This window comes from Candidatus Halocynthiibacter alkanivorans (assembly GCF_003333265.1).
GTDB classification, from domain to species: domain Bacteria; phylum Pseudomonadota; class Alphaproteobacteria; order Rhodobacterales; family Rhodobacteraceae; genus Halocyntiibacter_A; species Halocyntiibacter_A alkanivorans.
The window spans coordinates 1-22,328 of the sequence record NZ_QOLB01000150.1; the positions used below are offsets into that span (position 1 = coordinate 1).

The following is a 22,328-nucleotide window of genomic DNA, read 5'->3' on the forward strand; positions in this document are numbered from 1 at the left end:
GCTGCTGAAGGGCCGCGGCACCACCTGAGCGTCCGCGTGGCTTAACTGAGTCCGCGCCCCTTCAGCAGCGCCTCGACACCGGGCATTGCGCCGCGAAACGCCATCCAGGCTTCCGCCGCATCCTGTGACCCGCCAGCCGACAGGATGTGTTTCTCCAGCTTCGCTGCCATGTCCGCATCGAACGCCCCGCCCGCCTCTTCAAAAGCGGCAAAGGCATCGGCGTCCATCACTTCTGACCACATGTAGGAATAATAGCCCGACGCATAGCCGTCGCCGGAGAACACATGCGCGAAATGCGGCGTGGCGTGGCGCATGCCAATCGCCCGGGGCATGCCTATACCGGCAAGCACCTCTACCTGTTGCGCCATCGGGTCAGCCGGAGCCGCGCCGCGGTGAAACGCCAGATCCACCAGCGCCGAGGCGATATACTCTACGGTATTAAATCCGGCATCATAGGTCTGCGCCGCCAGCAGCCGCTTTAACATATCCGCAGGCATTACCTCCCCGGTCTCGGCGTGGGTGGCGTATTTTGCCAGCACTTCCGGCACCTCGAGCCAATGCTCAAAGAGCTGGCTGGGCAGTTCGACAAAATCGCGTGCCACCGAGGTACCGGAAATGCTTTCATAGGTCACATCCGACAGCATCTGGTGCAGCGCGTGGCCAAACTCGTGAAACAGCGTGCGCGCGTCATCATAGGACAGCAGCGCCGGCGAGCCTTCCGCCGGTTTGGCGAAATTGCAGACATTGACCACGATGGGGCGGATATCACCGGCCAGTTTTTGCTGGCTGCGCATGGCTGAACACCAGGCGCCGGAGCGTTTGGAGCTGCGCGCGAAATAGTCGCCAAGGAACACCGCCAGATGTTTGCCATCCCGTGTCACCTCCCAGCCGCGCACATCGTCATGATACAGCGCCTGATCCAGGGGGGCGAATTCCAGCCCGAACAGCCGGCTGGCGCAGTCAAAAGCGGCTTCAATCATGCGCTCCAGCTGCAGATAGGGTTTCAGCTCCGCCTCATCGAGGTCATGTTCCGCTTTGCGCCGTTTCTCCGAATAATAACGCCAGTCCCAGGGCTCCAGATCGCCGTTGATGCCATCGTCCTGCATCATGCGCTCCAGCACCTCAGCGTCCGCATCGGCCGCCGCCCGTGCCGGTTCCCAGACCCGCATCAGCAGCTCGTGCACTTTATCCGGTGTTTTGGCCATTTCGGTTTCAAGTTTGTAGTCGGCAAAACTGGCATAACCGAGCAGCGCGGCGCGTTCCTGACGCAGGGCCAGCACTTCTGCCGCAATGGCACGGTTGTCAGTGTCGCCGCCATTGGCACCACGCGCGCCCCAGGCCGCCCAGGCGGATTGGCGCAGGTCACGGCGCTGTGAAAACTGCAGGAATGGCACGATCAGCGAGCGCGACAGCGTCACCACCGGGCCCGCAGCGCCTTTTTCCGCGCCGGCAGCGCGCGCCGTGGTGATGACAAATTCGGGCAGCCCGGCAAGATCCTCCTCAGACAGTTCCATAAACCAGGAGCGTTCATCCGCCAGCAGGTTCTGGGTGAAGTCGGTGGAGAGCACCGCGAGGCGTTCCTTGACCTCAGCCATGCGGTCGCGTGCGTCGCCGGTCAGATTGGCCCCGGCACGCACAAACCCCCGATGGCAGAGATACAGCACCCGCATTTGCTCGTCCGTCAGTCGGAGACTGTCGCGCGCCTGCCACAACGTTTTGACCCGCGCGAACAAAGCGGTATTTTGCGAGACTTCCGACGAATAGGCGGCGAGTTTTGGCGAGAATTCCCGCTGCAGTTTTTCGCGCATCTCCGTGCTGTCGGCGCCGGCCAGGTTGTAAAACAGCGACAGGATCCGGTCGAGTTCCGCATCTGCGCCTTCCAGCGCCTCAATCGTATTGGCGAAGGTCGCTGCCGCTTCATTGCTGGCAATCGCGGCGATGGCGGCGCGCGACGTGACCAGCGCCGCGTCAAAGGCGGGGGCAAAGTGGTCATCCGTTATCTGCGCAAATGGCGGCAGTTCAAACGGGGTCGCCCAGGCGGACAAAAGCGGGTTGGTCATAAAATCTCCTTGGCGCGCCTTGCGGGCCAGATCTGGACGGGTGGGTAGGACAGGACCCGCAGAGGGGCGGTCCGGTAAAGTCAAAATCATTCAGCCGCCACAAACCGGACAGTCTGTGCGCGGCTTGGCATTGATAATTCGGGTGTCGGCATAAAGCGCATCATAGATCATCAGACGTGAACGCAGGGTTTCCCCGGCGCCGGTGATCGCTTTGACCGCCTCCAGCGCCATCATCGCGCCGATCACACCAGGAAGCGGGCCAATCACCCCGGCTTCGGCGCAGCTCGGCACCAGATCTGCGGCCGGCGCTTTGGGGAACACACATTGATAACAGGGGGTGCCAGCGGCAGCGTCATAAAGACTGATCTGGCCTTCCCACTGGGTCAGCGCCGCCGCAATCAGCGGCTTTCCGGCGGCAACTGCCAGCCGGTTCACCAGATAGCGGGTGTCAAAATTATCGCAGCCGTCGAGCACAATATCGTAGTCATCCAGGATCTCGGCACAGCTCTCGTTCAGCCGCCGGTGATAGGGGCGCACGGTGATATGGGGGTTTTGCGCCAGCATCGCCACCTCGGCCGAAAACACCTTGGGCATGCCGATGCGCGCGTCGGTGTGAATGACCTGGCGCTGCAGGTTGGAATTGTCCACCACATCATCATCGATGACGCCGATGGTGCCCACACCGGCGGCGGCGAGATACTGCAGCGCCGGCGCCCCAAGCCCGCCGGCCCCGACCACCAGGACGCGGGCGTTTTTCAGCTTTTTCTGCCCCGGTCCACCGACCTCGCGCAGCATGATATGGCGAGCGTAGCGGTCCAGCTCAGTGGTGGAAAAGGTGCCGGTCTGCGCAGACGCATGGGCAGGTCTGGCGCGGGATTTCAGCCAGGTCAGCCCCTGGCGGTAACTGAGTACAATCGCAGCAAAGCCCCCCAGAAGCAGCCATTCGCCCGGCGCCACACCGATGGTGGCGGCAAGCGGGTTGCCGGCCGGCAGCACAAACAGCGCCAGCGCAATGGCCCCATAGAGCAGCGCAATCATCGCCCAGCGCACAGAGCGCGGCGCTTTCATCAGCGCGCCAAAGCTCCAGAGCGCCACGGATACCATCAGAAACCAGATCATCAGCTGCGCCCTGTTGAGCCAAAGCCACCGCTGCCACGGCGGGTGTCAGACAGGCTGTCGCGCAGGGCCATCTGCGCCTGCACCACCGGCGCCACCACCATCTGGGCAATGCGGTCTGCATGGTTCACAGTAAAGGGCTCTGCGCCCAGGTTGATCAGGATCACGCCAAGCGGGCCACGGTAATCGCTGTCGATGGTGCCCGGCGTATTGGGCAGGCTGATGCCATGTTTCAGCGCCAGACCAGAGCGCGGCCGGATCTGCACTTCAAAGCCAGGCGGAATTTCCATGCGCAGGCCGGTGGGGATCAAGGCACGACCCATCGGGGCCAGGCTGATACCACTGGCGCGTTGTTCCGGGGCCAGGTTGGCGCGCAGGTCGGCACCGGCGGCCCCCGGAGTTTCATAACCCGGCAGGCCCAACGCGGTGTCGGCACCCGGCAGCCATTCAAAAGCGATCACCGGCCCCATCAGACCAGCACCGTCTTTGGATCCGCAAGTTCCGCAGCGATACGGAGGGCCAGTTTTTGTGCCACCGCATCTTTCTTCATGCGCGGCCAGGTCTCATACCCATCGGCACTCAGCAGGGTGACGGCGTTTTCACTGCCCCCCATAATGCCAGTTTCCGGCGACACATCATTGGCCAGCATCCAGTCGCAACCTTTGCGCGCGCGTTTGGCAGTGGCATTGGCAATCACATCGTCCGTTTCGGCAGCAAAGCCGACCACCAGGCCGGGCCGGGCCGCAGCCAGATGCGAGACCTCAGAGAGGATGTCGGGATTCTCGGCAAATTCCAGCACCGGCAGCTTGCCCTTGCCGTCCTTTTTGATTTTGGAGTCTGAAGCCGAAACGACGCGCCAGTCCGCCACCGCAGCGGCAAAGACCGCCGCGTCCGCCGGCAGCGCATCCATCACCGCAGCGTGCATCTGAGCGGCGGTTTCGACCTGCACGATCTGCGCGCCGTCCGGCAGTGCTGCGACCACCGGGCCGGTGACAAACGTCACCTTCGCACCCAGCGCCAGCAAGGCGCGCGCAATGGCGCTGCCCTGGGCGCCGGAGGACCGGTTGGCGATATAGCGCACCGGGTCAATCGGCTCATGGGTCGGCCCGGAGGTGATCAGGATATGTTTGCCTTTCAATGGTCCCGTCGCCAGGGCAGTGCGCACAGCGGCAACAATCGCCATCGGTTCCGCCATACGGCCGGGGCCAAATTCACCACAGGCCATCTGGCCCTCGTCCGGCCCCACAAACAGAATGCCGTCGCCTGTCAAAGTGGCCACATTTCGCTGTGTTGCCGCGTGCTGCCACATGCGCACATTCATCGCCGGCGCCAGCAGGACCTTTTTGTCGGTGGCCAGCAACAGGGTCGAAGCCAGGTCATTGGCGAGACCCTGGGCCATTTTGGCCATCAGATCCGCTGTGGCCGGCGCCACCACCACCAGATCCGCGGCGCGGGACAGTTCGATATGGCCCATTTCGGCCTCATCATTCAGGTCAAACAAGTCGCGGTAGACTTTTTGCGCCGCAAGTGCAGAGACCGAGAGCGGGGTGACAAACTGCTCGCCGGCACTTGTCAGCACCGGCGTCACCTGTGCGCCGTCTTCGCGCAGGCGCCGGATCAGGTCCAGCGCTTTGAATGCCGCGATACCGCCGCCGATAATAAGAAGAATTCGCTTGCCTGCCAGCATCTGTCGCCCGCCTGTTCATTGCTCCCCTCATATCTAAGACGGCTGAGACACAGGGGCAAGTGTGGGGGGAGGTGGAACCGCACAGACGGTTGGAGCCCTAGGGTGCTCAGAAGGTCAGAGAGCCAGCCAGGTAAAAGGACCGGAGCAGCAAAGGCGCTGGGGCAACGGACAAACAGCCAGGGGCAGAAGACCCATTTTTGGGGGGAGGGCGCGACCAGATCAGCTGTGATGCAGAAGTCGCACGGTCCGCCCTGCGCCCCGGGGGCCGCAGCGACGGGCTGGCGTGGCATTAATAAGCCTGTGTTGCTGAGCCCGTGTTGCAGGGCCTTTTTGCTGGTGCGGTATTGCCGGGAGCAGGATTACAGCAGCAGGGCCAGCACCTCTTCACCGTGACGTTCCAGATGCTTGCGCATTTTACCAAGCGCCGCGGCTTCGAGCTGACGGATACGTTCTTTGGACAGGTGCAGCTCGCGACCGAGGCTTTCCAGCGTGCGGGGGCTGTCATGCAGTTTACGCTCACGGATGATAAAATTTTCACGCTCCGACAACACCTCCATTGCCTGCAGCAACCAGCGGCGCAACGCGCGGGTATCATGATCGCTTTCAACCTGATCTGAGCCCTGGCTGTTTTCGTCGGCCAGGGTGTCGATCCATTCGCGGCCCTCATCCGCCGCGCTCTGCGTGGCGTTCAGTGAAAAGTCGGACCCCGCCAGCCGCCCGGACATCATTTCAACATCGCGTAAAGGCACTCCGACCTCCGAAGCGATCCGGTGGCGCAGCTGATGTCCGTCAAGCTCCTCGCCGCAGGCAAAAGCATCGCGCTCGACCTGGGCCTGCACCCTGCGCATATTGAAAAACAGCGATTTCTGCGCCGAAGTAGAGCCGGTGCGCACCATCGACCAGTTGCGCATGACATAGTCCTGGATCGAAGCTTTCACCCACCACATGGCGTAGGTGGAAAATCGCACCCCCCGGTCAGGGTCAAATTTGTCGGCGGCTTTCATCAGCCCCAGGCTGGCCTCCTGGATCAGATCATTCATCGGCGCGCCATAGCGTTTGAATTTGGCGGCCATCGAAATGGCCAGCCGCATATAGGCAGTGATCAGGCGGTGCAGCGCCACTTCATCGCGCTGGTCCCGCCAGGCCAGAGCCAGGTCATGTTCGGTTTCGGCGTCCAGATATTCCGCCTGCATTGCCTGGCGTGAAAATCTCTGGTCATTGATGTGATCAAGTGCCATATTTTTCCTCCCAAGTGCATCTGCGCGTGCGACCTCTTTCTGCGGCACGCAGTTTCTCTGATACGCAATTCTACCGCATCTGACTGACCGGAGGTGTCACAACCATGTTCCCCCCCCTTACGCTCGTGCTTGGCGGTGCTTCCTCCGGAAAATCGGACGCAGCAGAAAAGCTAATTGTTCTCAGTGACCTGCCCCGGGTGTACATTGCCACGGCACAGGCATTTGATGACGAAATGCGGGCCAAAATCGCCGATCACAAAGTCGCGCGGGGCCCGGACTGGCGCACAATTGAGGCACCTCTGGACGTTGTCGCTGCGTTGGATCACGCCGGTGATCACGAGATCGTGCTGCTGGATTGCGCCACTTTGTGGCTTACAAACCAGATACTGGCGGACAGGGATATCCGCACTGAGAGCGCCGCTTTGCTGGCCGCTCTGACCCGTTGCGCCGCCCCGGTTGTGGTGGTTTCAAACGAGGTCGGTCAGGGTATTGTACCAGAAAATGCGCTGGCGCGCATGTTTCGTGCAGAACAAGGACGCCTGAACCGTCTTTTGGCAGCGCAGGCGGACCGGGTGGCCGGGGTGATGGCCGGCCTGCCCTTCGTGTTGAAAGGTGAATTTCCGGAGGACATATTTTGACAAACTTCTGGTGGGTGCGCCATGGCCCGACCCATGCCACCGTGATGGCGGGCTGGTCTGATATTGCGGCCGACTTGTCAGACACAGCGGCGCTGGAGCGGCTTTCCGACTATCTGCCGACCACCGCGCTGGTGGTCTCGTCCGACCTGGTGCGCTGCACCGCCACCGCAGATGCGATTGCTGGCGCGCGTCAGCGGCTGCCGGCGGATCCGGGCCTGCGCGAGCTGAATTTCGGCGACTGGGAGATGCGCAACTGGGCCGATATTGACGCCGAAGACCCGGAGGCGATTCGCGCCTACTGGAGCAATCCCGGTGACAGCCGCCCCCCGAATGGCGAAAGCTGGAACGAGGCCGCGGCGCGGGTCTCGGCGGCGGCCGACCGTTTGCTGGCGAAACACGCCGGCGCGGATCTGGTGGTGGTGGCGCATTTTGGCGCCATCCTGACCCAGCTGCAGCGGGCGCTGCAACTGCCGTTGGCCGAGGTGTTTTCCCACAAGATCGGCAACCTGTCGGTCACCCGGCTGAGTTTTGATCAGCGCTGGATCGCCCATGAAATCGATCACAATCCGTGATATAACTCATGCCAAACATTCATTTTTGTGATGGACTTCATACTGTTAACAAGGGGGCATTCAACAGGAGACCCCTATGTCATACGATCTTTATATCGGCGATGAAAGTTTTTCCAGCTGGTCGCTGCGCGGCTGGCTGATGTTTGAAAAGTTCGCCATCCCCTACACTCTGCACCGGATCGGGCTGTATTCCGGCACCTTTACCGAAGATATGGCGGCGCTGGCGCCTGCGCGCTTTGTGCCGGTGATCCGCACGCCCGATGGTCAGGTGATCGGTGAGACCCTCGCCATTGCCGAAACCCTGGCCGAAGCCCACCCGGAACAGGCGATGTGGCCAAGTGACCCGGCAGCCCGCGCCCGTGCCCGCTGGCTGGCAGCGGAGATGTGTTGCGGCTTCATGGCGCTGCGCGGGCAGTGCAATATGCAGCTGCGGGTTCAGTATCCAGGTTTTGACGCGTCAGATGCAACGCTTTCGGATCTGAAACGGCTGGAACATATCTGGGCTGCAGCACGCGCTGACTTCCCCTCAGACGGGCCCTGGTTGTTTGGGGACTATTCGCTGGCGGACGCCTTTTTTGCCCCGGTTGCGGCGCGTATTGCAGGGTATGACCTGCCGGTTTCAGATGCCACCCGCACTTATGTGGACCTGCACCTGGCGGACCCGGCCTTTCTGGCCTGGCGTGCGGAGGGCATGAAGGTAACCTACGACCCTTCGCCCTATCCGCTGGATATTCCGTCAGTGGCCTGGCCCACCGGCGGTTAATCTTTCGGTAATCTGTTCGTGCCAGGGTTGGTAACCTTTCCTTAACCAATCTTCGGGCGGACAATGGTTGCACGCAGCTACACCGTCGCCTTTGAAGGCGTCACCGCAAAGCCGGTGGAAGTGCAATGTGCGCTCTCTGCCGGCCTGCCCGCCTTTTCCATTGTCGGCCTGCCGGACAAGGCGGTCAGTGAAGCACGCGACCGGGTGCGCGCGGCGCTCGCCGAGCTGTCCATCGCGCTGCCCAGCAAAAAAATCACCATCAACCTGTCGCCCGCGGACATGCCCAAAGAGGGCTCGCATTACGACCTGCCCATCGCGCTGACCCTGTTGGCGGCAATGGAGATCGTGCCGCCGGATGCGGCAGAACGGGTGATGTCGCTGGGCGAGTTGTCGCTGGATGGCACGCTGATACCGGTCACCGGCGCCCTGCCCGCAGCAATGGCCGCCGCTGAGGGGAATTACAGCCTTGTCTGCCCGGCGTCCTGTGGTGCAGAAGCGGCCTGGGTTGGGGCGGCTGAAGTGTTGGCAGCGACAAATCTGCATCGGGTGTTGCAGCATTTCACGGGTCAGAAACCGCTGCCGGCGGCGGTGCCAGGTGAGATTCGTGCCGCCGGATTCAGCCGCGACATGGCCGATGTCAAAGGCCAGGAACGCGCCAAACGGGCGCTGGAGATCGCTGCCGCCGGCCGCCACCACCTGTTTATGTCGGGGCCGCCCGGATCGGGCAAATCCATGCTGGCAGCGCGGCTGCCATCGATCCTGCCACCGCTGAGTGCGGCGGAAGCGCTGGAAACTTCGATGATCCATTCGCTGGCCGGATTGCTGGATGCCCAGGGCATTGCCCGCGACCGGCCGTTTCGCGAACCCCATCACACCGCGTCGAGGGCAGCGATCGTCGGCGGCAGCAAAAGTGCGCGCCCGGGGGAAATATCGCTGGCCCATAACGGGGTGTTGTTCATGGATGAATTCCCTGAATTCTCCCGCCCGGTTCTGGAAACCCTGCGCCAGCCGATTGAAACCGGCGAAGTGGTGGTCTCGCGCGCCAATGCCCATTGCCGCTATCCCTGCCGCTTTTTGCTGATCGCCGCCGCCAACCCCTGCAAATGTGGTCAGATGTCGGATCCGGACCGCGCCTGCGGCCGCGCGCCTCAGTGTGGCCAGGACTATCTGGGCCGGATATCGGGTCCGCTGATGGACCGGTTTGATCTGCGCATCGAAGTGCCACCGGTGGCGTATTGTGATCTCGACCTGCCGCCCAGCGCCGACGGATCAGAACAGATCGCCGCGCGGGTTGCAGCCGCACGCGACATTCAGGCGGCGCGCTTTGAGGGCAGCGGGTTGCGGGTCAATGCGGACGCCGAGGGCCAGGTACTGGAACAGATCGCCACGCCCGATGCGGAAGGCCAGGCTTTGCTGATCCGGGTCTCTGAACGGATGAACCTGTCGGCGCGCGGCTATCACCGGGTGATGCGGGTGGCGCGCACCATTGCTGATCTGGATGGCTCAGACACGGTGCGCCAGCCTCATATCGCTGAGGCGGTAAGCTTTCGCATCGTAGCGGCGTCCCGGATGAAATCCGCAGTCTGAGTGATCGCCTGGCGCGCTTCAGGCAACAGGCCAATAAACAACTGCCAGACATGGGGCAGCGCCTCCCAGGTCTGCAACTCCACCGGCGCACTTTGCAGCCGCAGGGTCTGTTCCATGCCATAGGCATCGTCCAGCAGGATTTCACCGTCAGCCACCTGGATCAGCACCGGCGGGCAGGCAGGGAACAGCCCAAACATCGGCGAGACACGCGGGTCGGTTGCCTCTGCCCCATCAAGATAAAGCGCGTGGGGTTGCAAAGGACCATTGGCGGGCAGCACCTGTTCGCTTTGCGCGTTGCTCAGGTAGCTGTCGCCGGCAAGGGTCAGGTCGGTCCAGGGCGACCAGGCAAAACAGGCCGCCGGCGGAGTGCCCCTGCGGCAGAGATGGCCGAGCAGCGCCAGCGCCAGGCCGCCACCGGCACTGTCACCGCCCAGCACGATCTGGCTGGCGGCATACCCACGTGCAATCAGCCCCTGCCAGGCCGCCAAAGCATCGTCAAACGCGGCGGGAAACGGTTCTTCGGGCGCCAGACGGTAAGCTGGTGCAAACACCGCCATCCTGGTCGCCCGCGACAGCGCGCCAAGCAGCTTGCGGTGGGTCTGTGGCGATCCGGCGATATAACCGCCTCCATGAAAGTAAAGGATTACCTGCCCCGGCGTGGCGCGGGACGCGATCCACAACCCGTCGATGCCGCCGTATTGCGCGTGAAGATCGGTGACCATCGGCACGTGTACCGGGTTGGACGCAATCAATTTATCAGTGAGGCGCCGCGCTTTTATCGGATCGCGAAGACGCGACAGCCGCGCTTTGACAGTCAGGCGCAGCCAGGGCGCCAGCAGGGTGGATCGAACACTCATATCAGTCCTTTCGCGGCCGTAATTGCCAGGCAAGGTCAAAGGTGAACAGGACGGGCGCAACAGGACCCGGGTCTTAAAATGTTATCATATTCTGCCAGACAAAATAGCCTGGCAGGATGTTTTGGTGTTCAGGCCGCGCTCAGCGCGCCCGGCGGCCCTCGATCGCCTGCCAGATTTTTTCGGCGATGTTGGTGCCGTCAAACCGCTCCAGCTCCTGAATGCCGGTGGGTGAGGTGACGTTGATCTCGGTCAGATAATCGCCGATCACATCAATGCCGACAAAGATCTGGCCTTTTTCGCGCAGAAGCGGGCCGATGCGGGCGCAGATCTCCAGATCCCGCTCGGTCAGGCCGATTTTTTCCGGCCGCCCGCCGACGTGCATGTTGGAACGGACCTCGCCCTTTTTCGGCACCCGGTTGATGGCGCCGACCGGCTCACCGTCGACCAGGATCACCCGTTTGTCGCCATTGGACACATCGGGCAGGAATTTCTGCGCGATCAGCGGTTCGTTGTTGATGCCGGTGAACAGCTCGTGCAGCGAGCCCAGATTGCGGTCATCCGGCCCGAGCCGGAACACCCCGGCGCCGCCATTGCCATAAAGCGGTTTCAGAATGATATCGTGGTGTTTTTCCTTAAACGCTTTCAACGTTTCCAGGTCGCGGGCAACCGTGGTGGGCGGCGTCAGGTCCGGGAAGTCCAGCACCAGCAGTTTTTCCGGGTAATTGCGCACCCAGAACGGGTCATTCACCACCAGCGTGCCCGGGGACAGCCGGTCGAGCAGATGGGTCGAGGTGATATAGCCCATGTCAAACGGTGGATCCTGTCGCAGCCAGACCACGTCAAATTCGGCCAGGTCGACCTCAGTTTTGTCGCCCAAGGTAAAGTGATCCCCCTGCACCCGACGCACGGTCAACGGCCAGCCGCGCGCGGTGACACGGCCTTCCTGATATGCCAGCTGATCCGGCGTGTAATAAAACAGCGAATGCCCCCGGGCCTGCGCTTCTTCGGCGATGCGGAAGCTGCTGTCGGCGTTGATGTCGACCGGACCGATCGGGTCCATCTGGATAGCGATTTTCAATGGCGCAGGTATAGACACAGGTTCTGGCTCCCAAATTCAGTTGCCTCATACATGGCAGGGCGCTGAGCCAGGTTCAATGGCGCGGGTTACAGGAAAGCGTTTTCGATGATGTCTATCTGCCCCTGCCCGTCCACCAGCGCGGCATCAATTCTTGTCTCTGTCAGCTGACCCAGCGGCCGGGTCGCCAGAAACGCGCTTGCACTGTCCAGAATGCGTGCCATCTGCGCCGGGCGCAGCGCGGCGGCAGCCTGAGCATGGCTGGCGGCGGATTTGATCTCGACAAAGATGACCGTGTCGCCTTGCAGCAGGATCAGATCAATCTCCCCCCCCGGCCCGCGCCAGCGCCGCTGCAGCACCTGCGCACCGTGACGCTCGTAAAGCCGTGCAACCTGGTCTTCTGCGGCAAGGCCGGACAGATACGCCCGTTTGCCCTTGTCGCTGTTGCCCGGGCGCACCGCCATGTTCAGTCCCCTTTTGAGAGCGCCAGCGCCGCCTGGTAGACCTGACGCTTGGGCAGACCGAGCCGCAACGCCACCGCAGCAGCGGCATCCTTCACCGACATCTCTTCCAGCGCCCCCGCCAGGGCGCTGTCCATATCCTCAACACTGGGCTCACTGCGGTCCCGGTCCACCAGCAGCACAATCTCGCCCTTTAACGAGCGTTCTTTTAATGTCTCTGCCAGCTCAGACAGGGTGCCGCGCATCACTTCTTCGAATTTTTTGGTCAGCTCGCGACACAGGGCCACCTGACGGTCCGGGCCAAAAACCTCGGACAGCTCTCCGACAAAGCGCGCAATACGTTTGGGCGATTCGTAAAAGGCCAGCGTCGCCGGGATCTCTTTCATCTCCAGCAGGAACGTATGGCGCGCGCCTTTGGCTGAGGGCGCAAAACCGGCAAACATAAAGCGGTCGGTGGGCAGGCCGGCAATGGACAGCGCCGTGATCACTGCCGAGGGCCCCGGCGCGGAGGTGACCGCAATGCCAGTGTCCAGCGCCTCTTTGGCAAGCGCAAAACCCGGATCTGCCACCAGAGGCGTACCAGCCTCAGACGCATAGGCCACCGATTTGCCGGCGCGCATGAACCCAAGCAGGCGCGGGCGCACCGAGGCACCGTTGTGATCATGGTAGGCAATCACATGGCGATCGCCCAGCGGAACGCCGTGAATGTCCATCAACCGCTTCAGCGTGCGGGTGTCCTCGGCCGCCAGCACATCGGCTGAGGCCAGCACATCCAGCGCGCGCAGGGTGATGTCACGGGCGGTGCCGATCGGGGTGGCGACAAAGTGCAACCCGGCGTCCAATGGCTTGATCTGATAGCTCAATGCAAACTCCTGTCCTTTGCGCCGTTTACTAAACCAGCGCGAGCGAATAGTCTCGCGCAGACTGCGATTGCCATTCCCCGAGTGAGGTTAAGTGTTCATGTTTGTTGTTTTTGCCGGCCTGCACAAGGCGGCGTTGCGGATTGCCTTGCTCTTTACAGCGCTGTTGCTGTCGGCCTGTGTCGACGGTGGCACCGGATCCGGACCCAGAATCAACACCGCCGCACCTGTGCAGGTGGCGCTGCTGGTGCCCGCCGCCTCGCAACAGCCCGGCGACCAGATCATGGCGCAAAACCTGGAAAATGCCGCCCGGCTGGCCATCGCGGATCTGCAGGACGTGCAGATTGACCTGCGGGTCTATGCCACCGACGGCAATCCCGCCCAGGCTGCCGAAATGGCCCGGCTGGCGGTGAATGACGGCGCCAAAATCCTGCTGGGGCCGCTTTACGGTCAGTCGGCAAGTGCTGCCGGCGCGGCGGTGGCCAACCGCAATGTGAATGTGCTGGCGTTTTCCAACAATACCGCCGTCGCCGGCGGCAATATTTTCGTTCTGGGTCAGACCTTTGAAAACACTGCCGACCGGCTGGTGGCCTATGCGCAATCCCAGGGCAAAGGCAGTATCGCCGTGGTCTATGGCCGGACAGCCTCTGAGGAATTCGGTCGTGATGCCATCACCGGTGCCATCGCCCGCAAAGGGGCGATCCTCGCCGCCAGCAATGGCTTTGAGATGTCCCAGCAGGGCGTGATCGACGCGGTGCCGCTGATCACAGAATCGGTCGCCCTCACCGGTGCGCAATCGGTGTTTTTTACCTCTGACAACGCCGGCGCCATGGTTCTGCTGCAGCAATTGCTGCCGGAAAAAGGCCTCGGCCCGGACACCACCCAGTATATCGGCCTGACCCGGCTGGACATTCCCGCCTCTTCGCTTGAGCTGCGCGGTTTGCAGGGCAGCTGGTTTGCCATTCCCGACCAGGGCATGAGCAACGGTTTTTCCACCCGGTACACCGCCGCCTATGGTCAGCCGCCGCATGTGCGTGCCGGTCTGGCCTATGACGGTATTGCCGCCATAGGCGCGCTGATCCAGGCTGGCGACAGCAATGCGCTGAATGCCCGCGGCCTGACCCGACCCGAAGGTTTTGCCGGCGTCAGCGGCATCTTCCGCTTGTTTAATGACGGCACCAACGAACGTGGCCTTTCCATCGCAACCATTCAAGACAGTCAGGTACTTGAGATTGACCCTGCCCCAAGAGCCTTTGGCGGACCCGGTTTCTGAGACCGGCCAAGCCCACACGGGTGTGCGCCCAGACGCCAGACCCGACGCCCCGACTGATCTGATCTGCGCGGCTGGTGAGATTTTTGACCGCGCCGCGATTGAAGCGGAGATTGCGCAGGCCGTGGCCGGCGCCAAAGACGCGGCCGCCATCCGCAAAGCAGTGGTGCAAAGCCTGAGCGAAGCCAACAAATCCGGGCGCAAGACCATCGCCGCCGGGATTAAAGCGGCTCCGTTTGAAGCCCATGCCGCCCAGCGCGCCTACGCCTGGCTCACCGATCGTCTGGTCATCACCACGCTGCAGATCACCCTGAAGCACTTGCATCCGCGCTATACGCCGACCGAAGGCGAACGCATCGCGGTGATGGCTGTGGGCGGTTACGGGCGCGCTGAAATGGCGCCTTCCTCGGACGTCGATCTGCTGTTTCTAATCCCGTACAAAATGACGGCCTGGGCCGAGAGTGTGGTGGAATCCATGCTCTACATCCTGTGGGATCTGCACCTGAAAGTCGGTCACGCCACCCGCTCGGTGCGCGAATGTCTGCGCCTGGGACGCGAAGACTACACCATCCGCACCGCTTTGCTTGAACATCGGTACCTTGGTGGCGACCGGCCGCTGGCCGATGAGTTGGGCCAGCGGTTGCGCACAGAATTGTTCAAATCTACCGCCTCAGATTTTGTCGAAGCCAAACTGCTGGAACGCGACGAACGGCACAAAAAACAGGGCGGCCAGCGCTATATGGTCGAGCCCAACGTAAAAGAAGGCAAAGGTGGGTTGCGCGATCTGCAATCCATGTTCTGGATCGCCAAATATGTGCATGACGTGCGCCGCAGTGGCGAACTGCTTACGCTCGGCATGTTCACCGACACCGAATACAGCACCTTCCTGAAATCCGAAGCCTTTCTGATGGCGGTGCGCAATCAGCTGCATCTGCTCAGCCGGCGCGCAGTGGATCAGCTGACGTTTGACCTGCAGGTCGATGTGGCGGCAAAGCTGGGATATGTCGATGAGGGTGGCCGGCGCGCGGTGGAACACTTCATGCAGGATTATTTCCTCTATGCCACCCGTGTGGGCGAACTGACCCGGGTCTTTCTGACCGCGCTGGAAGCCCGTCATGTGAAACAGGCCCCCAGCCTGCAACGCTTCCTGCGCCGGCGAAAACGGGTGAAAAAAGGCTATTCGATGCAGCACAACCGGCTCAACGTTGCCGATGCTGATGTTTTCCTTTCCGACAAACTCAACCTGCTGCGCATTTTTGAAGAAGCCCTGCGCACCGGATATCTGATCCATCCCGACGCCATGCGGCTGGTGGCGCTGAACCGGGACCTGATTGATGACGACATGCGCCGCAATCCCGAAGCGGTGCGCATTTTCATTGATCTGATGCTAAAACACGGCAATCCGGAACGCGGTCTGCGGCGGATGAATGAACTGGGCGTGCTCAGCAGTTTCATGCCCGAATTCAAACCGATCGTGGCGATGATGCAGTTCAATATGTATCATCATTACACCGTCGATGAGCACACCATTCAGTGCATTTCAACGCTGGCTCAGATCGAACGTGAAGAGCTGATCGAAGAGCTGCCGCTGGTCTCGGGCATCCTGAAGGACGGGGTGAACCGCAAAGTGCTGTATGTGGCGCTGTTGTTACATGACATCGGCAAGGGCCGCAGCGAAGATCACTCGATTCTGGGCGCCAAAATCGCCCGCATTGTCGCGCCGCGTCTGGGGCTGAAACCCGATGAGGCCGAGACAGTGGAATGGCTGGTGCGCACCCATCTGTTGATGTCAGATGTGGCGCAGAAACGCGATATCGCCGATCCGCGCACGGTGCGCGACTTTGCCAAAACGGTCAAATCACGCAAGCGGCTTGATCTGCTGACGGTGCTGACGGTCTGCGACATCCGCGGCGTAGGCCCCGGCACCTGGAACAACTGGAAAGCGGTTTTGCTGCGCAACCTGTATTCCCAGACGGCTGACGCTCTGGAACACGGGCTGGAAGAGGTCAACCGCGTGGCGCGCGAAAGCGAAGCCAAGGGCGCGCTGCGCCAGAGACTGGCGCACTGGAGCGCCCCGGCGTTGCGTGCCGAGTTGCGCCGCCATTACGGCCCCTATTGGCAGGGCATGCCGTTTGCGGCGCTGGAAGTGTTTGCCGGGCTGCTGCATGGTATCTCAGATGATGAAATCCGCATTGACCTGATGCCGGACACGGACCGCGACGCCACCCGCGCTTGTTTTGCGCTGGTCGACCACCCGGGAATTTTTTCGCGCCTCGCCGGCGCACTGGCACTGGTGGGCGCGAATGTGGTGGACGCGCGCACCTATACCTCGCGCGACGGCTATGCCACCGCAGTGTTCTGGATCCAGGACGCCGATGGCGCGCCTTATGAAAAACGCCGGCTGCCGCGTCTGCGCAGCATGATTGGCAAGACCCTGAAGGGCGAAGTGGTGCCGCGCGATGCCTTCAGGTCGCGCGACAAAATCAAAAAGCGCGAAAGCAAATTCCGCCACGCCACCACTATCAGCTTTGATAATGGCGGCTCTGACATCTACACCATGATCGAAGTGGACACCCGCGACCGGCCGGGGCTGCTTTACGATCTGACCCGCACCCTGGCGGCGGCCAATATCTCAATCGCCTCCGCCCAGATCGCCACCTATGGCGCTCAGGTGGTGGATACGTTTTACGTCAAGGATATGGTGGGGCTGAAACTGCATTCCGAAAGCAAACTGCAACTGCTGGAGCAGAAACTGCGCGACGCCATCGAGGCCGGCGCAAAACGGGCAAAATCTACATGAAACCCATCCGACTGATGTCCGGTCTGCTGACCGTGGGCGGCTGGACCATGGCCTCGCGCGTGCTGGGCTTTCTGCGCGATGCGATGATCCTGGGCTTTCTGGGCACCGGGCCGCTTTATGAAGCCTATGTGGTCGCGTTCCGCCTGCCCAATATGTTCCGCCGGTTTTTTGCCGAAGGTGCCTTTAACATGGCTTTTGTGCCGATGTTTGCCAAACGGGTGGAAGGCGGCGAGGATCCGCTTGGTTTTGCCCGCGAAGCATTCTCCGGCCTGGCCAGCGTGCTGATCCTGCTGACGCTGCTGGCGCAGCTGGCGATGCCCTGGCTGATCTACGGGCTGGCCTCGGGGTTTGCCGGGGATGCACAGTTTGATCTGGCGGTCGGGTTTGGCCGCATTGCCTTCCCCTATATCCTGTTCATCTCGCTGGCGGCACTGCTGTCCGGTGTGCTCAACGCCACCGGGCGCTTTGCGGCGGCAGCGGCGGCGCCGGTGCTGCTCAACATCATTCTGGTCGCCTTTATGGCTGTCGCCTGGTGGCGCGGCGGTGACGTGGCCCAGGCGCTGATCTGGGGCATCCCGCTGGCCGGCATCGCCCAACTGGCGCTGGTATGGCGGGCGGCGCAAAACGCCGGCTTCCCGCTGTTGCCCAAACGGCCGCATTTTACCCCTGATATGAAACGGCTCTGCGTGGTGGCGTTGCCGGCGGCGATGGCCGGAGGCGTGGTGCAGATCAACCTGCTGGTGGGCCAACAGGTCGCGAGCTACTTTGACCGTGCAGTGGGCTGGCTCTATGCCGCTGACCGGCTGTATCAGCTGCCGCTGGGCGTGGTGGGCATCGCGGTGGGCATTGTGTTGCTGCCGGACCTGGCGCGGCGGCTGAAGGCGGGTGATCATGACGGCGCCCGCAGCGCCTTTAACCGCGCCGGGGAAATTTCGCTGGCGCTGACCATCCCGGCAGCGGTGGCGCTGGTGGTGATTCCGCTGCCGCTGGTCTCGGTGATGTTTGAACGCGGTGCAACCACGGCGGCGGACAGCGCTGCAATTGCGCAGGCTGTGGCAATCTACGGTCTCGGCCTGCCGTCTTTTGTGCTGCAAAAAGTGCTGCAACCGGTGTTTTATGCGCGGGAAGATACAAAGTCACCGTTTCGCTATGCGCTGGTGTCGATGCTGGTGAATGCTGTGGTGGCGCTGGCGCTGGCACCGGTGATGGGCTGGCTGGCCCCGGCGATCGCCACCACGCTTGCCGGCTGGGTCATGGTGGCGCTGCTGATCTTTGGCGCCAGACGATTTGGCGACGACGCGCGTTTTGATCCGCGTTTCCGCTCGCGGCTCTGGCGCATCTGCGCCGCCTCGGCCGGCATGGGCGTTGTCATCTGGGGCGCCAACCTGATGCTGGCGCCTTATTTGGCGATGAGCGGCTGGCGCTTTGTGGCGCTGCTGATCCTCGTCTCCATTGGCGCCATCAGTTATTTCGGGCTGGCCCATGTCACCCGCGCCTTGCGCCTGTCCGAGGTGAAGGCGCCATGCGGCGCGGCTAGCGCGCCCAATCCTCGTGCGCGAACCACAAGGGCGCCCTCCCGCCCCTTTGCCCCTCAGCAAACTGAGGGCAGCAAAGCCTTGGGCCGCGCCTCGCTACGCTCGGCAAAAGCCGCGTTGCATCAAGACCTAACAGCGGGCGCACAGCCTGACAGCCACGCTGGCAGGCTGCCTCCTTTGGACAAGCTCTGGCCCGGGCCAGGGATTGGGGGTGGCGGGTGGTGCGCACCTTCCGCCTGCGCTGACCTAACGGCGGCGCATTTTCTGCAACAGCCGCTGCGCCCCGCCCGGCACCAGCACGAACGACAGCGCAAATCCGGTGGCAAACCCGGCCAGATCGGCGACCCAGTCTTTGCTGCCGCCAAACACCAGGCCAAAAAACAACTGCAGCCCCATCAGCATCGCGATCAGCCGGAACGCCATCATCGGGTTGCTGCCTGAAACGCTCAGCCCGACCCAGAGCATGAAACTATACGCGCCGATCAGACCGTAAGCCGGTGTCATACCACCAAAAAGCGGGAAATCCGTGTCCAGCACCAGACCATAGGCCAGCGCCCCGACCACAGAGGACGCCACCCAGATCACGACAACCGCGAATGTGCCAAACGCTTCGCCCACCATTTTGCCCAGCGCCAGCAGGAAGACGATGGAAAACGCCGCCGACATCAGCGACACATGGACAAAGGCATAACTCAGGAACCGCAGCATATGTTCCACCGGATACTGGCCGCTGCTGCGCATCCATTCAAAAGCCCGGTCCGAAAACGCATAGCTCTGCAGCGCCTGTAAGCGCCAGCCCACGCCCTGCGCGCCACCGATAATCCCGGCGTCCGCCGCCTGCAGCACCAATTCAATACCGGCGATCAGCAGCGCCATTGCCACCACAAATGGCGGCATCGAATTAAAAGGTGACGCGTTGTAATCCTGGTTCATCAGATATCCTTTAAAGCACATTCCTTGACGGGCATTGTCCCCACCGATATGCGAACAGGACGCAAAAATCCAGATGGAGCATGACATATGACGGAAGCGGCCCATACCCCGCGCGTCTTTTCGGGCATCAAACCCTCGGGCGGCCTGACACTTGGCAATTATCTTGGCGCAATTAAGCGCTGGGTAGATATGCAGGACCAGGGCATGGAGACGCTGTATTGCGTTGTTGACATGCATGCGATCACCGTCTGGCAAGACCCGGCGGCTCTGACCCACGCCACCCGCGAAGTGGCGGCGGCGTTTATTGCCTCGGGCATTGATCCGGCCAAATCCATCCTGTTCAACCAGTCGATGGTCTCCGGCCATGCGGAACTGGGCTGGATTTTCAACTGTGTCGCCCGGGTCGGCTGGATGAACCGCATGACCCAGTTCAAGGACAAAGCCGGTAAAAGCGCCGAAAAAGCCTCGCTCGGGCTCTATGCTTACCCGTCCCTGATGGCCGCAGATATTCTGCTCTATCACGCCACCCATGTGCCGGTGGGCGAAGACCAGAAGCAACATGTGGAACTGACCCGCGACATCGCTGCCAAGTTTAACCATGACTATAAATGCGACAATTTCTTTCCGGCGCCGGAGCCGGTGATCGAAGGCCCGGCCACGCGGGTGATGAACCTGCGCGACGGCAGCAAGAAGATGTCCAAGTCGGGTGCCAGCGACATGGAGCGCATCAACATGACCGATGATGCCGACACCATCGCCAAAAAGTTCAAAAAAGCGCGCACCGACCCGGACGGGTTGCCTGATACTCTGGAAGGTCTGCAAGGCCGTGCCGAGGCGCGCAACCTGGTCGACATTTATGCCGGCCTTTCCAACCAGTCGCCCGAAGCGGTGATTGCGGAATATGCTGGCGCGGGCTGGGGCCGCTTCAAACCGGCACTGGCCGATCTGGCGGTGGACAAACTTGCGCCAATCTCAACCGAAATGAAACGTCTGATGGACGACCCGGCCGAGATTGACCGGGTGCTGCGCCACGGCGCCGATCAGGCCCGCGCCATCGCCGAGCCGATCCTGGCCCGGACCCGCGAGATCGTCGGTTTTGTAAGCTAAGCGCAAATTCGCACAATCAGGGCGCGATTTTACCAAATTGCGCCCTGAACGCAGCATCCCCATGTATCATCCGACACAGCAACAGGATCGAGACATGACCCCAGAGACATCAGCCACCCCGGTCAGCACCGGCACAACAGCCATCGCCACCGCCGGCCCCCGCGTCGGCCATGTGCACCTGCGGGTGGCGGATCTCGAGCGCGCCATCGCTTTTTACCGCGACCTGCTCGGCTTTGAACTGCAACAGCGCTCCGGCGATGCAGCCGCTTTTCTGGGCGCGGATGGCTATCACCACCATATCGGGTTGAACACCTGGCAAAGCTTTGGTGCCACGCCTCCGCCACCCGGCCACACCGGCTTGTATCATTCCGCGTTTCTGTACCCGGATCGCGCCGCCCTCGCACAGGTGCTGCGCCGGCTGACTGCGGCCGGCATCCCGATCCAGGGCAGTGCGGATCACGGTGTCAGCGAAGCGATCTACCTCAGCGATCCGGACGGCAACGGGGTTGAGATTTACCGCGACCGGCCACGAGAAGACTGGCCACGGGCCCAGGACGGTGCGCTACAGATGACCAGCGCGCGCTTTGATCTGGACGCGTTGCTGGCAGCGCACCCGTAGCCGCAGCGGATCGTCGCCGTGCTTTCTGTGCTTTCCTGTGCTTTCCTGTCCCTGCCTGCCCCCGTGCTCACCCATGTGACTGCTCCTGTGCCGGCCCATGGGCTTGCCCGCCAAGCCCCGCTGCGCCAACGCATCGGGCGCCGCGTTCTCCGGCCGGTCCCAGGCCTGAGGCCGGGCGCTCTAGCGTGTATTCCACCTGGTGGCTTTCCGCTTTACCTGCGCAAAGCCGCGACCTAGGGTGCGGCCGGTCAAACGGGAGATTTTACGATGGCAACCGGCACAAATATCCGCACCTGGTTTAACGGCAGCTGGCACGAGGGCGACATCCCGGTGATGCGCGCCGCCGATCACGGCGCCTGGCTGGGCAGCACGGTATTTGACGGCGCCCGGTTTTTTGAAGGCGTCACCCCGGATCTCGACGCCCACTGCGCCCGCATCAACCGCTCGGCGGAGGCGCTGATGATCACCCCGACTATGAGCGCGCAGGACATGAGTGACATCACCCGCGAAGGTCTGGCGCTGTATGGCCCGGATGCCGCCGTGTATGTGCGACCAATGTACTGGGCGCTGGATGGCGGCGACCTGGGGGTGAATCCCAAAGCCGGCTCAACCGGATTTGCGCTTTGCCTGGAAGAAATCCCGATGCCCGCCGCAACAGCCGCCACCACGCTGACCACCACCCGGTTCCGCCGCCCGGTGCTGGAAAGTTCGGTGGTCGATGCCAAGGCCGGCTGTCTTTACCCCAACAACGCGCGCATGCTGGTCGAAGCCCGCAACAAAGGCTTTGGCAATGCTCTGGCGCAGGATGCGCTGGGAAATGTCGCCGAAACCGCCACTGCCAACGTGTTCATGGCGCGGGACGGGGTGGTATTTACCCCCATCGCCAACGGTACATTCCTGTCCGGCATCACCCGCGCCCGCCACATCGCCAACTTCCGTGCGGATGGGGTTGAAGTGGTGGAAACCGTGCTGACGCTGGATGATTTCCGCAGCGCTGACGAAGTGTTCCTGTCGGGCAATTTTGCCAAAGTTACCTCGGTCTCTGCCTTTGATGACCGCCAGTACGAGAACGGCCCGCTGACACGGCGCGCACGCGAGCTGTACTGGGACTGGGCCCTTTCCGCAAAATAATCATCGTATTGCCAGAGCG

General features: G+C 62.1%; 19 protein-coding genes and 1 pseudogene. 10 read left to right on the top strand and 10 right to left on the bottom strand.

Annotated features, from left to right (window positions below; genetic code table 11):
- Positions 1-41: 41 nt before the first annotated feature.
- From DWA01_RS19620 to DWA01_RS19640, 5 genes are all read right to left on the bottom strand, one after another.
- Positions 42-2,060 (bottom strand): M3 family metallopeptidase, encoded by a 2,019-nt coding sequence (locus DWA01_RS19620; protein ID WP_114287506.1) that lies wholly within the window; start codon positions 2,058-2,060, stop codon positions 42-44.
- A 90-nt stretch (positions 2,061-2,150) separates the two neighbouring features.
- Positions 2,151-3,179 (bottom strand): HesA/MoeB/ThiF family protein, encoded by a 1,029-nt coding sequence (locus DWA01_RS19625; RefSeq protein ID WP_114287507.1) that lies wholly within the window; start codon positions 3,177-3,179, stop codon positions 2,151-2,153.
- Positions 3,179-3,646: a dUTP diphosphatase gene (gene dut / locus DWA01_RS19630; protein ID WP_114287508.1), complete on the bottom strand. Its 468-nt coding sequence runs from the start codon at positions 3,644-3,646 to the stop codon at positions 3,179-3,181. The genes DWA01_RS19625 and dut overlap by 1 nt, the downstream gene beginning before the upstream one ends.
- Entirely contained in the window at positions 3,646-4,863 is a 1,218-nt protein-coding gene (gene coaBC / locus DWA01_RS19635; protein WP_114287509.1) for a bifunctional phosphopantothenoylcysteine decarboxylase/phosphopantothenate--cysteine ligase CoaBC, read from the bottom strand. The genes dut and coaBC overlap by 1 nt, the downstream gene beginning before the upstream one ends.
- A gap of 359 nt (positions 4,864-5,222) precedes the next feature.
- On the bottom strand, positions 5,223-6,101 hold the full coding sequence (locus DWA01_RS19640) for an RNA polymerase factor sigma-32 (protein ID WP_114287510.1): 879 nt from the start codon (positions 6,099-6,101) through the stop codon (positions 5,223-5,225).
- Positions 6,102-6,205: 104 nt separating this feature from the next.
- Between DWA01_RS19640 and cobU the strand changes: the two genes are divergently transcribed.
- The 4 genes from cobU to DWA01_RS19660 all read left to right on the top strand — a co-directional run bounded on the left by cobU (position 6,206) and on the right by DWA01_RS19660 (position 9,661).
- Complete coding sequence (cobU, locus tag DWA01_RS19645; protein ID WP_114287511.1) at positions 6,206-6,739, top strand: bifunctional adenosylcobinamide kinase/adenosylcobinamide-phosphate guanylyltransferase; 534 nt, start codon at positions 6,206-6,208, stop codon at positions 6,737-6,739.
- Positions 6,736-7,311: a histidine phosphatase family protein gene (locus DWA01_RS19650; protein WP_114287512.1), complete on the top strand. Its 576-nt coding sequence runs from the start codon at positions 6,736-6,738 to the stop codon at positions 7,309-7,311. The genes cobU and DWA01_RS19650 overlap by 4 nt, the downstream gene beginning before the upstream one ends.
- A gap of 76 nt (positions 7,312-7,387) precedes the next feature.
- Complete coding sequence (locus DWA01_RS19655) at positions 7,388-8,074, top strand: glutathione S-transferase (RefSeq protein WP_114287513.1); 687 nt, start codon at positions 7,388-7,390, stop codon at positions 8,072-8,074.
- A 63-nt stretch (positions 8,075-8,137) separates the two neighbouring features.
- Positions 8,138-9,661 (top strand): YifB family Mg chelatase-like AAA ATPase, encoded by a 1,524-nt coding sequence (locus tag DWA01_RS19660; protein ID WP_114287514.1) that lies wholly within the window; start codon positions 8,138-8,140, stop codon positions 9,659-9,661.
- Here the strand turns inward: DWA01_RS19660 and DWA01_RS19665 are convergent.
- From DWA01_RS19665 to rsmI, 4 genes are all read right to left on the bottom strand, one after another.
- Complete coding sequence (locus DWA01_RS19665) at positions 9,598-10,518, bottom strand: alpha/beta hydrolase (protein WP_114287515.1); 921 nt, start codon at positions 10,516-10,518, stop codon at positions 9,598-9,600. The two genes, DWA01_RS19660 and DWA01_RS19665, sit on opposite strands and share 64 nt — an antisense overlap.
- 139 nt (positions 10,519-10,657) lie before the next feature.
- Entirely contained in the window at positions 10,658-11,596 is a 939-nt protein-coding gene (gene gshB, locus DWA01_RS19670; RefSeq protein WP_114287516.1) for a glutathione synthase, read from the bottom strand.
- An 86-nt stretch (positions 11,597-11,682) separates the two neighbouring features.
- On the bottom strand, positions 11,683-12,057 hold the full coding sequence (locus tag DWA01_RS19675; RefSeq protein WP_114287517.1) for a YraN family protein: 375 nt from the start codon (positions 12,055-12,057) through the stop codon (positions 11,683-11,685).
- A 2-nt stretch (positions 12,058-12,059) separates the two neighbouring features.
- On the bottom strand, positions 12,060-12,917 hold the full coding sequence (gene rsmI / locus DWA01_RS19680; RefSeq protein ID WP_114287518.1) for a 16S rRNA (cytidine(1402)-2'-O)-methyltransferase: 858 nt from the start codon (positions 12,915-12,917) through the stop codon (positions 12,060-12,062).
- A 97-nt stretch (positions 12,918-13,014) separates the two neighbouring features.
- Between rsmI and DWA01_RS19685 the strand changes: the two genes are divergently transcribed.
- The 3 genes from DWA01_RS19685 to murJ are packed head-to-tail and all read left to right on the top strand — an operon-like array spanning position 13,015 to position 18,960.
- Positions 13,015-14,187 (top strand): penicillin-binding protein activator, encoded by a 1,173-nt coding sequence (locus DWA01_RS19685; RefSeq protein ID WP_114287519.1) that lies wholly within the window; start codon positions 13,015-13,017, stop codon positions 14,185-14,187.
- Entirely contained in the window at positions 14,147-16,984 is a 2,838-nt protein-coding gene (locus tag DWA01_RS19690) for a [protein-PII] uridylyltransferase (protein ID WP_419187024.1), read from the top strand. The genes DWA01_RS19685 and DWA01_RS19690 overlap by 41 nt, the downstream gene beginning before the upstream one ends.
- The gene (gene murJ, locus DWA01_RS19695) at positions 16,981-18,960 is read left to right on the top strand and encodes a murein biosynthesis integral membrane protein MurJ (RefSeq protein WP_336470019.1); all 1,980 of its coding nucleotides are present in this window, start codon (positions 16,981-16,983) and stop codon (positions 18,958-18,960) included. The genes DWA01_RS19690 and murJ overlap by 4 nt, the downstream gene beginning before the upstream one ends.
- Here the strand turns inward: murJ and DWA01_RS19700 are convergent.
- Positions 18,871-19,557, bottom strand: a pseudogene (locus DWA01_RS19700) (rhomboid family intramembrane serine protease); the annotation flags it as partial. The gene murJ and the pseudogene DWA01_RS19700 overlap by 90 nt on opposite strands.
- Between DWA01_RS19700 and trpS the strand changes: the two are divergent.
- The 3 genes from trpS to DWA01_RS19715 all read left to right on the top strand — a co-directional run bounded on the left by trpS (position 19,540) and on the right by DWA01_RS19715 (position 22,309).
- Positions 19,540-20,559 carry a tryptophan--tRNA ligase gene (gene trpS / locus DWA01_RS19705; RefSeq protein WP_114287521.1) on the top strand — a complete coding sequence of 340 codons (1,020 nt, stop codon included), beginning with the start codon at positions 19,540-19,542 and terminating at the stop codon, positions 20,557-20,559. The pseudogene DWA01_RS19700 and the gene trpS overlap by 18 nt on opposite strands.
- Before the next feature lie 94 nt (positions 20,560-20,653).
- Positions 20,654-21,178, top strand: coding sequence for a VOC family protein (locus tag DWA01_RS19710; protein WP_114287522.1), 525 nt, complete (start codon positions 20,654-20,656; stop codon positions 21,176-21,178).
- Positions 21,179-21,445: 267 nt separating this feature from the next.
- Positions 21,446-22,309 (top strand): branched-chain amino acid aminotransferase, encoded by an 864-nt coding sequence (locus tag DWA01_RS19715; protein ID WP_114287523.1) that lies wholly within the window; start codon positions 21,446-21,448, stop codon positions 22,307-22,309.
- Positions 22,310-22,328 lie beyond the last annotated feature (19 nt).

Coding starts and splice junctions, on each gene's coding strand:
- DWA01_RS19620 (WP_114287506.1), bottom strand. CDS start 2,060: ATGACCAACCCGCTTTTGTCCGCCTGGGCGACCCCGTTTGAACTGCCG.
- DWA01_RS19625 (WP_114287507.1), bottom strand. CDS start 3,179: ATGATCTGGTTTCTGATGGTATCCGTGGCGCTCTGGAGCTTTGGCGCG.
- dut (WP_114287508.1), bottom strand. CDS start 3,646: ATGGGGCCGGTGATCGCTTTTGAATGGCTGCCGGGTGCCGACACCGCG.
- coaBC (WP_114287509.1), bottom strand. CDS start 4,863: ATGCTGGCAGGCAAGCGAATTCTTCTTATTATCGGCGGCGGTATCGCG.
- DWA01_RS19640 (WP_114287510.1), bottom strand. CDS start 6,101: ATGGCACTTGATCACATCAATGACCAGAGATTTTCACGCCAGGCAATG.
- cobU (WP_114287511.1), top strand. CDS start 6,206: ATGTTCCCCCCCCTTACGCTCGTGCTTGGCGGTGCTTCCTCCGGAAAA.
- DWA01_RS19655 (WP_114287513.1), top strand. CDS start 7,388: ATGTCATACGATCTTTATATCGGCGATGAAAGTTTTTCCAGCTGGTCG.
- DWA01_RS19660 (WP_114287514.1), top strand. CDS start 8,138: ATGGTTGCACGCAGCTACACCGTCGCCTTTGAAGGCGTCACCGCAAAG.
- DWA01_RS19665 (WP_114287515.1), bottom strand. CDS start 10,518: ATGAGTGTTCGATCCACCCTGCTGGCGCCCTGGCTGCGCCTGACTGTC.
- DWA01_RS19675 (WP_114287517.1), bottom strand. CDS start 12,057: ATGGCGGTGCGCCCGGGCAACAGCGACAAGGGCAAACGGGCGTATCTG.
- DWA01_RS19685 (WP_114287519.1), top strand. CDS start 13,015: ATGTTTGTTGTTTTTGCCGGCCTGCACAAGGCGGCGTTGCGGATTGCC.
- murJ (WP_336470019.1), top strand. CDS start 16,981: ATGAAACCCATCCGACTGATGTCCGGTCTGCTGACCGTGGGCGGCTGG.
- trpS (WP_114287521.1), top strand. CDS start 19,540: ATGACGGAAGCGGCCCATACCCCGCGCGTCTTTTCGGGCATCAAACCC.
- DWA01_RS19710 (WP_114287522.1), top strand. CDS start 20,654: ATGACCCCAGAGACATCAGCCACCCCGGTCAGCACCGGCACAACAGCC.
- DWA01_RS19715 (WP_114287523.1), top strand. CDS start 21,446: ATGGCAACCGGCACAAATATCCGCACCTGGTTTAACGGCAGCTGGCAC.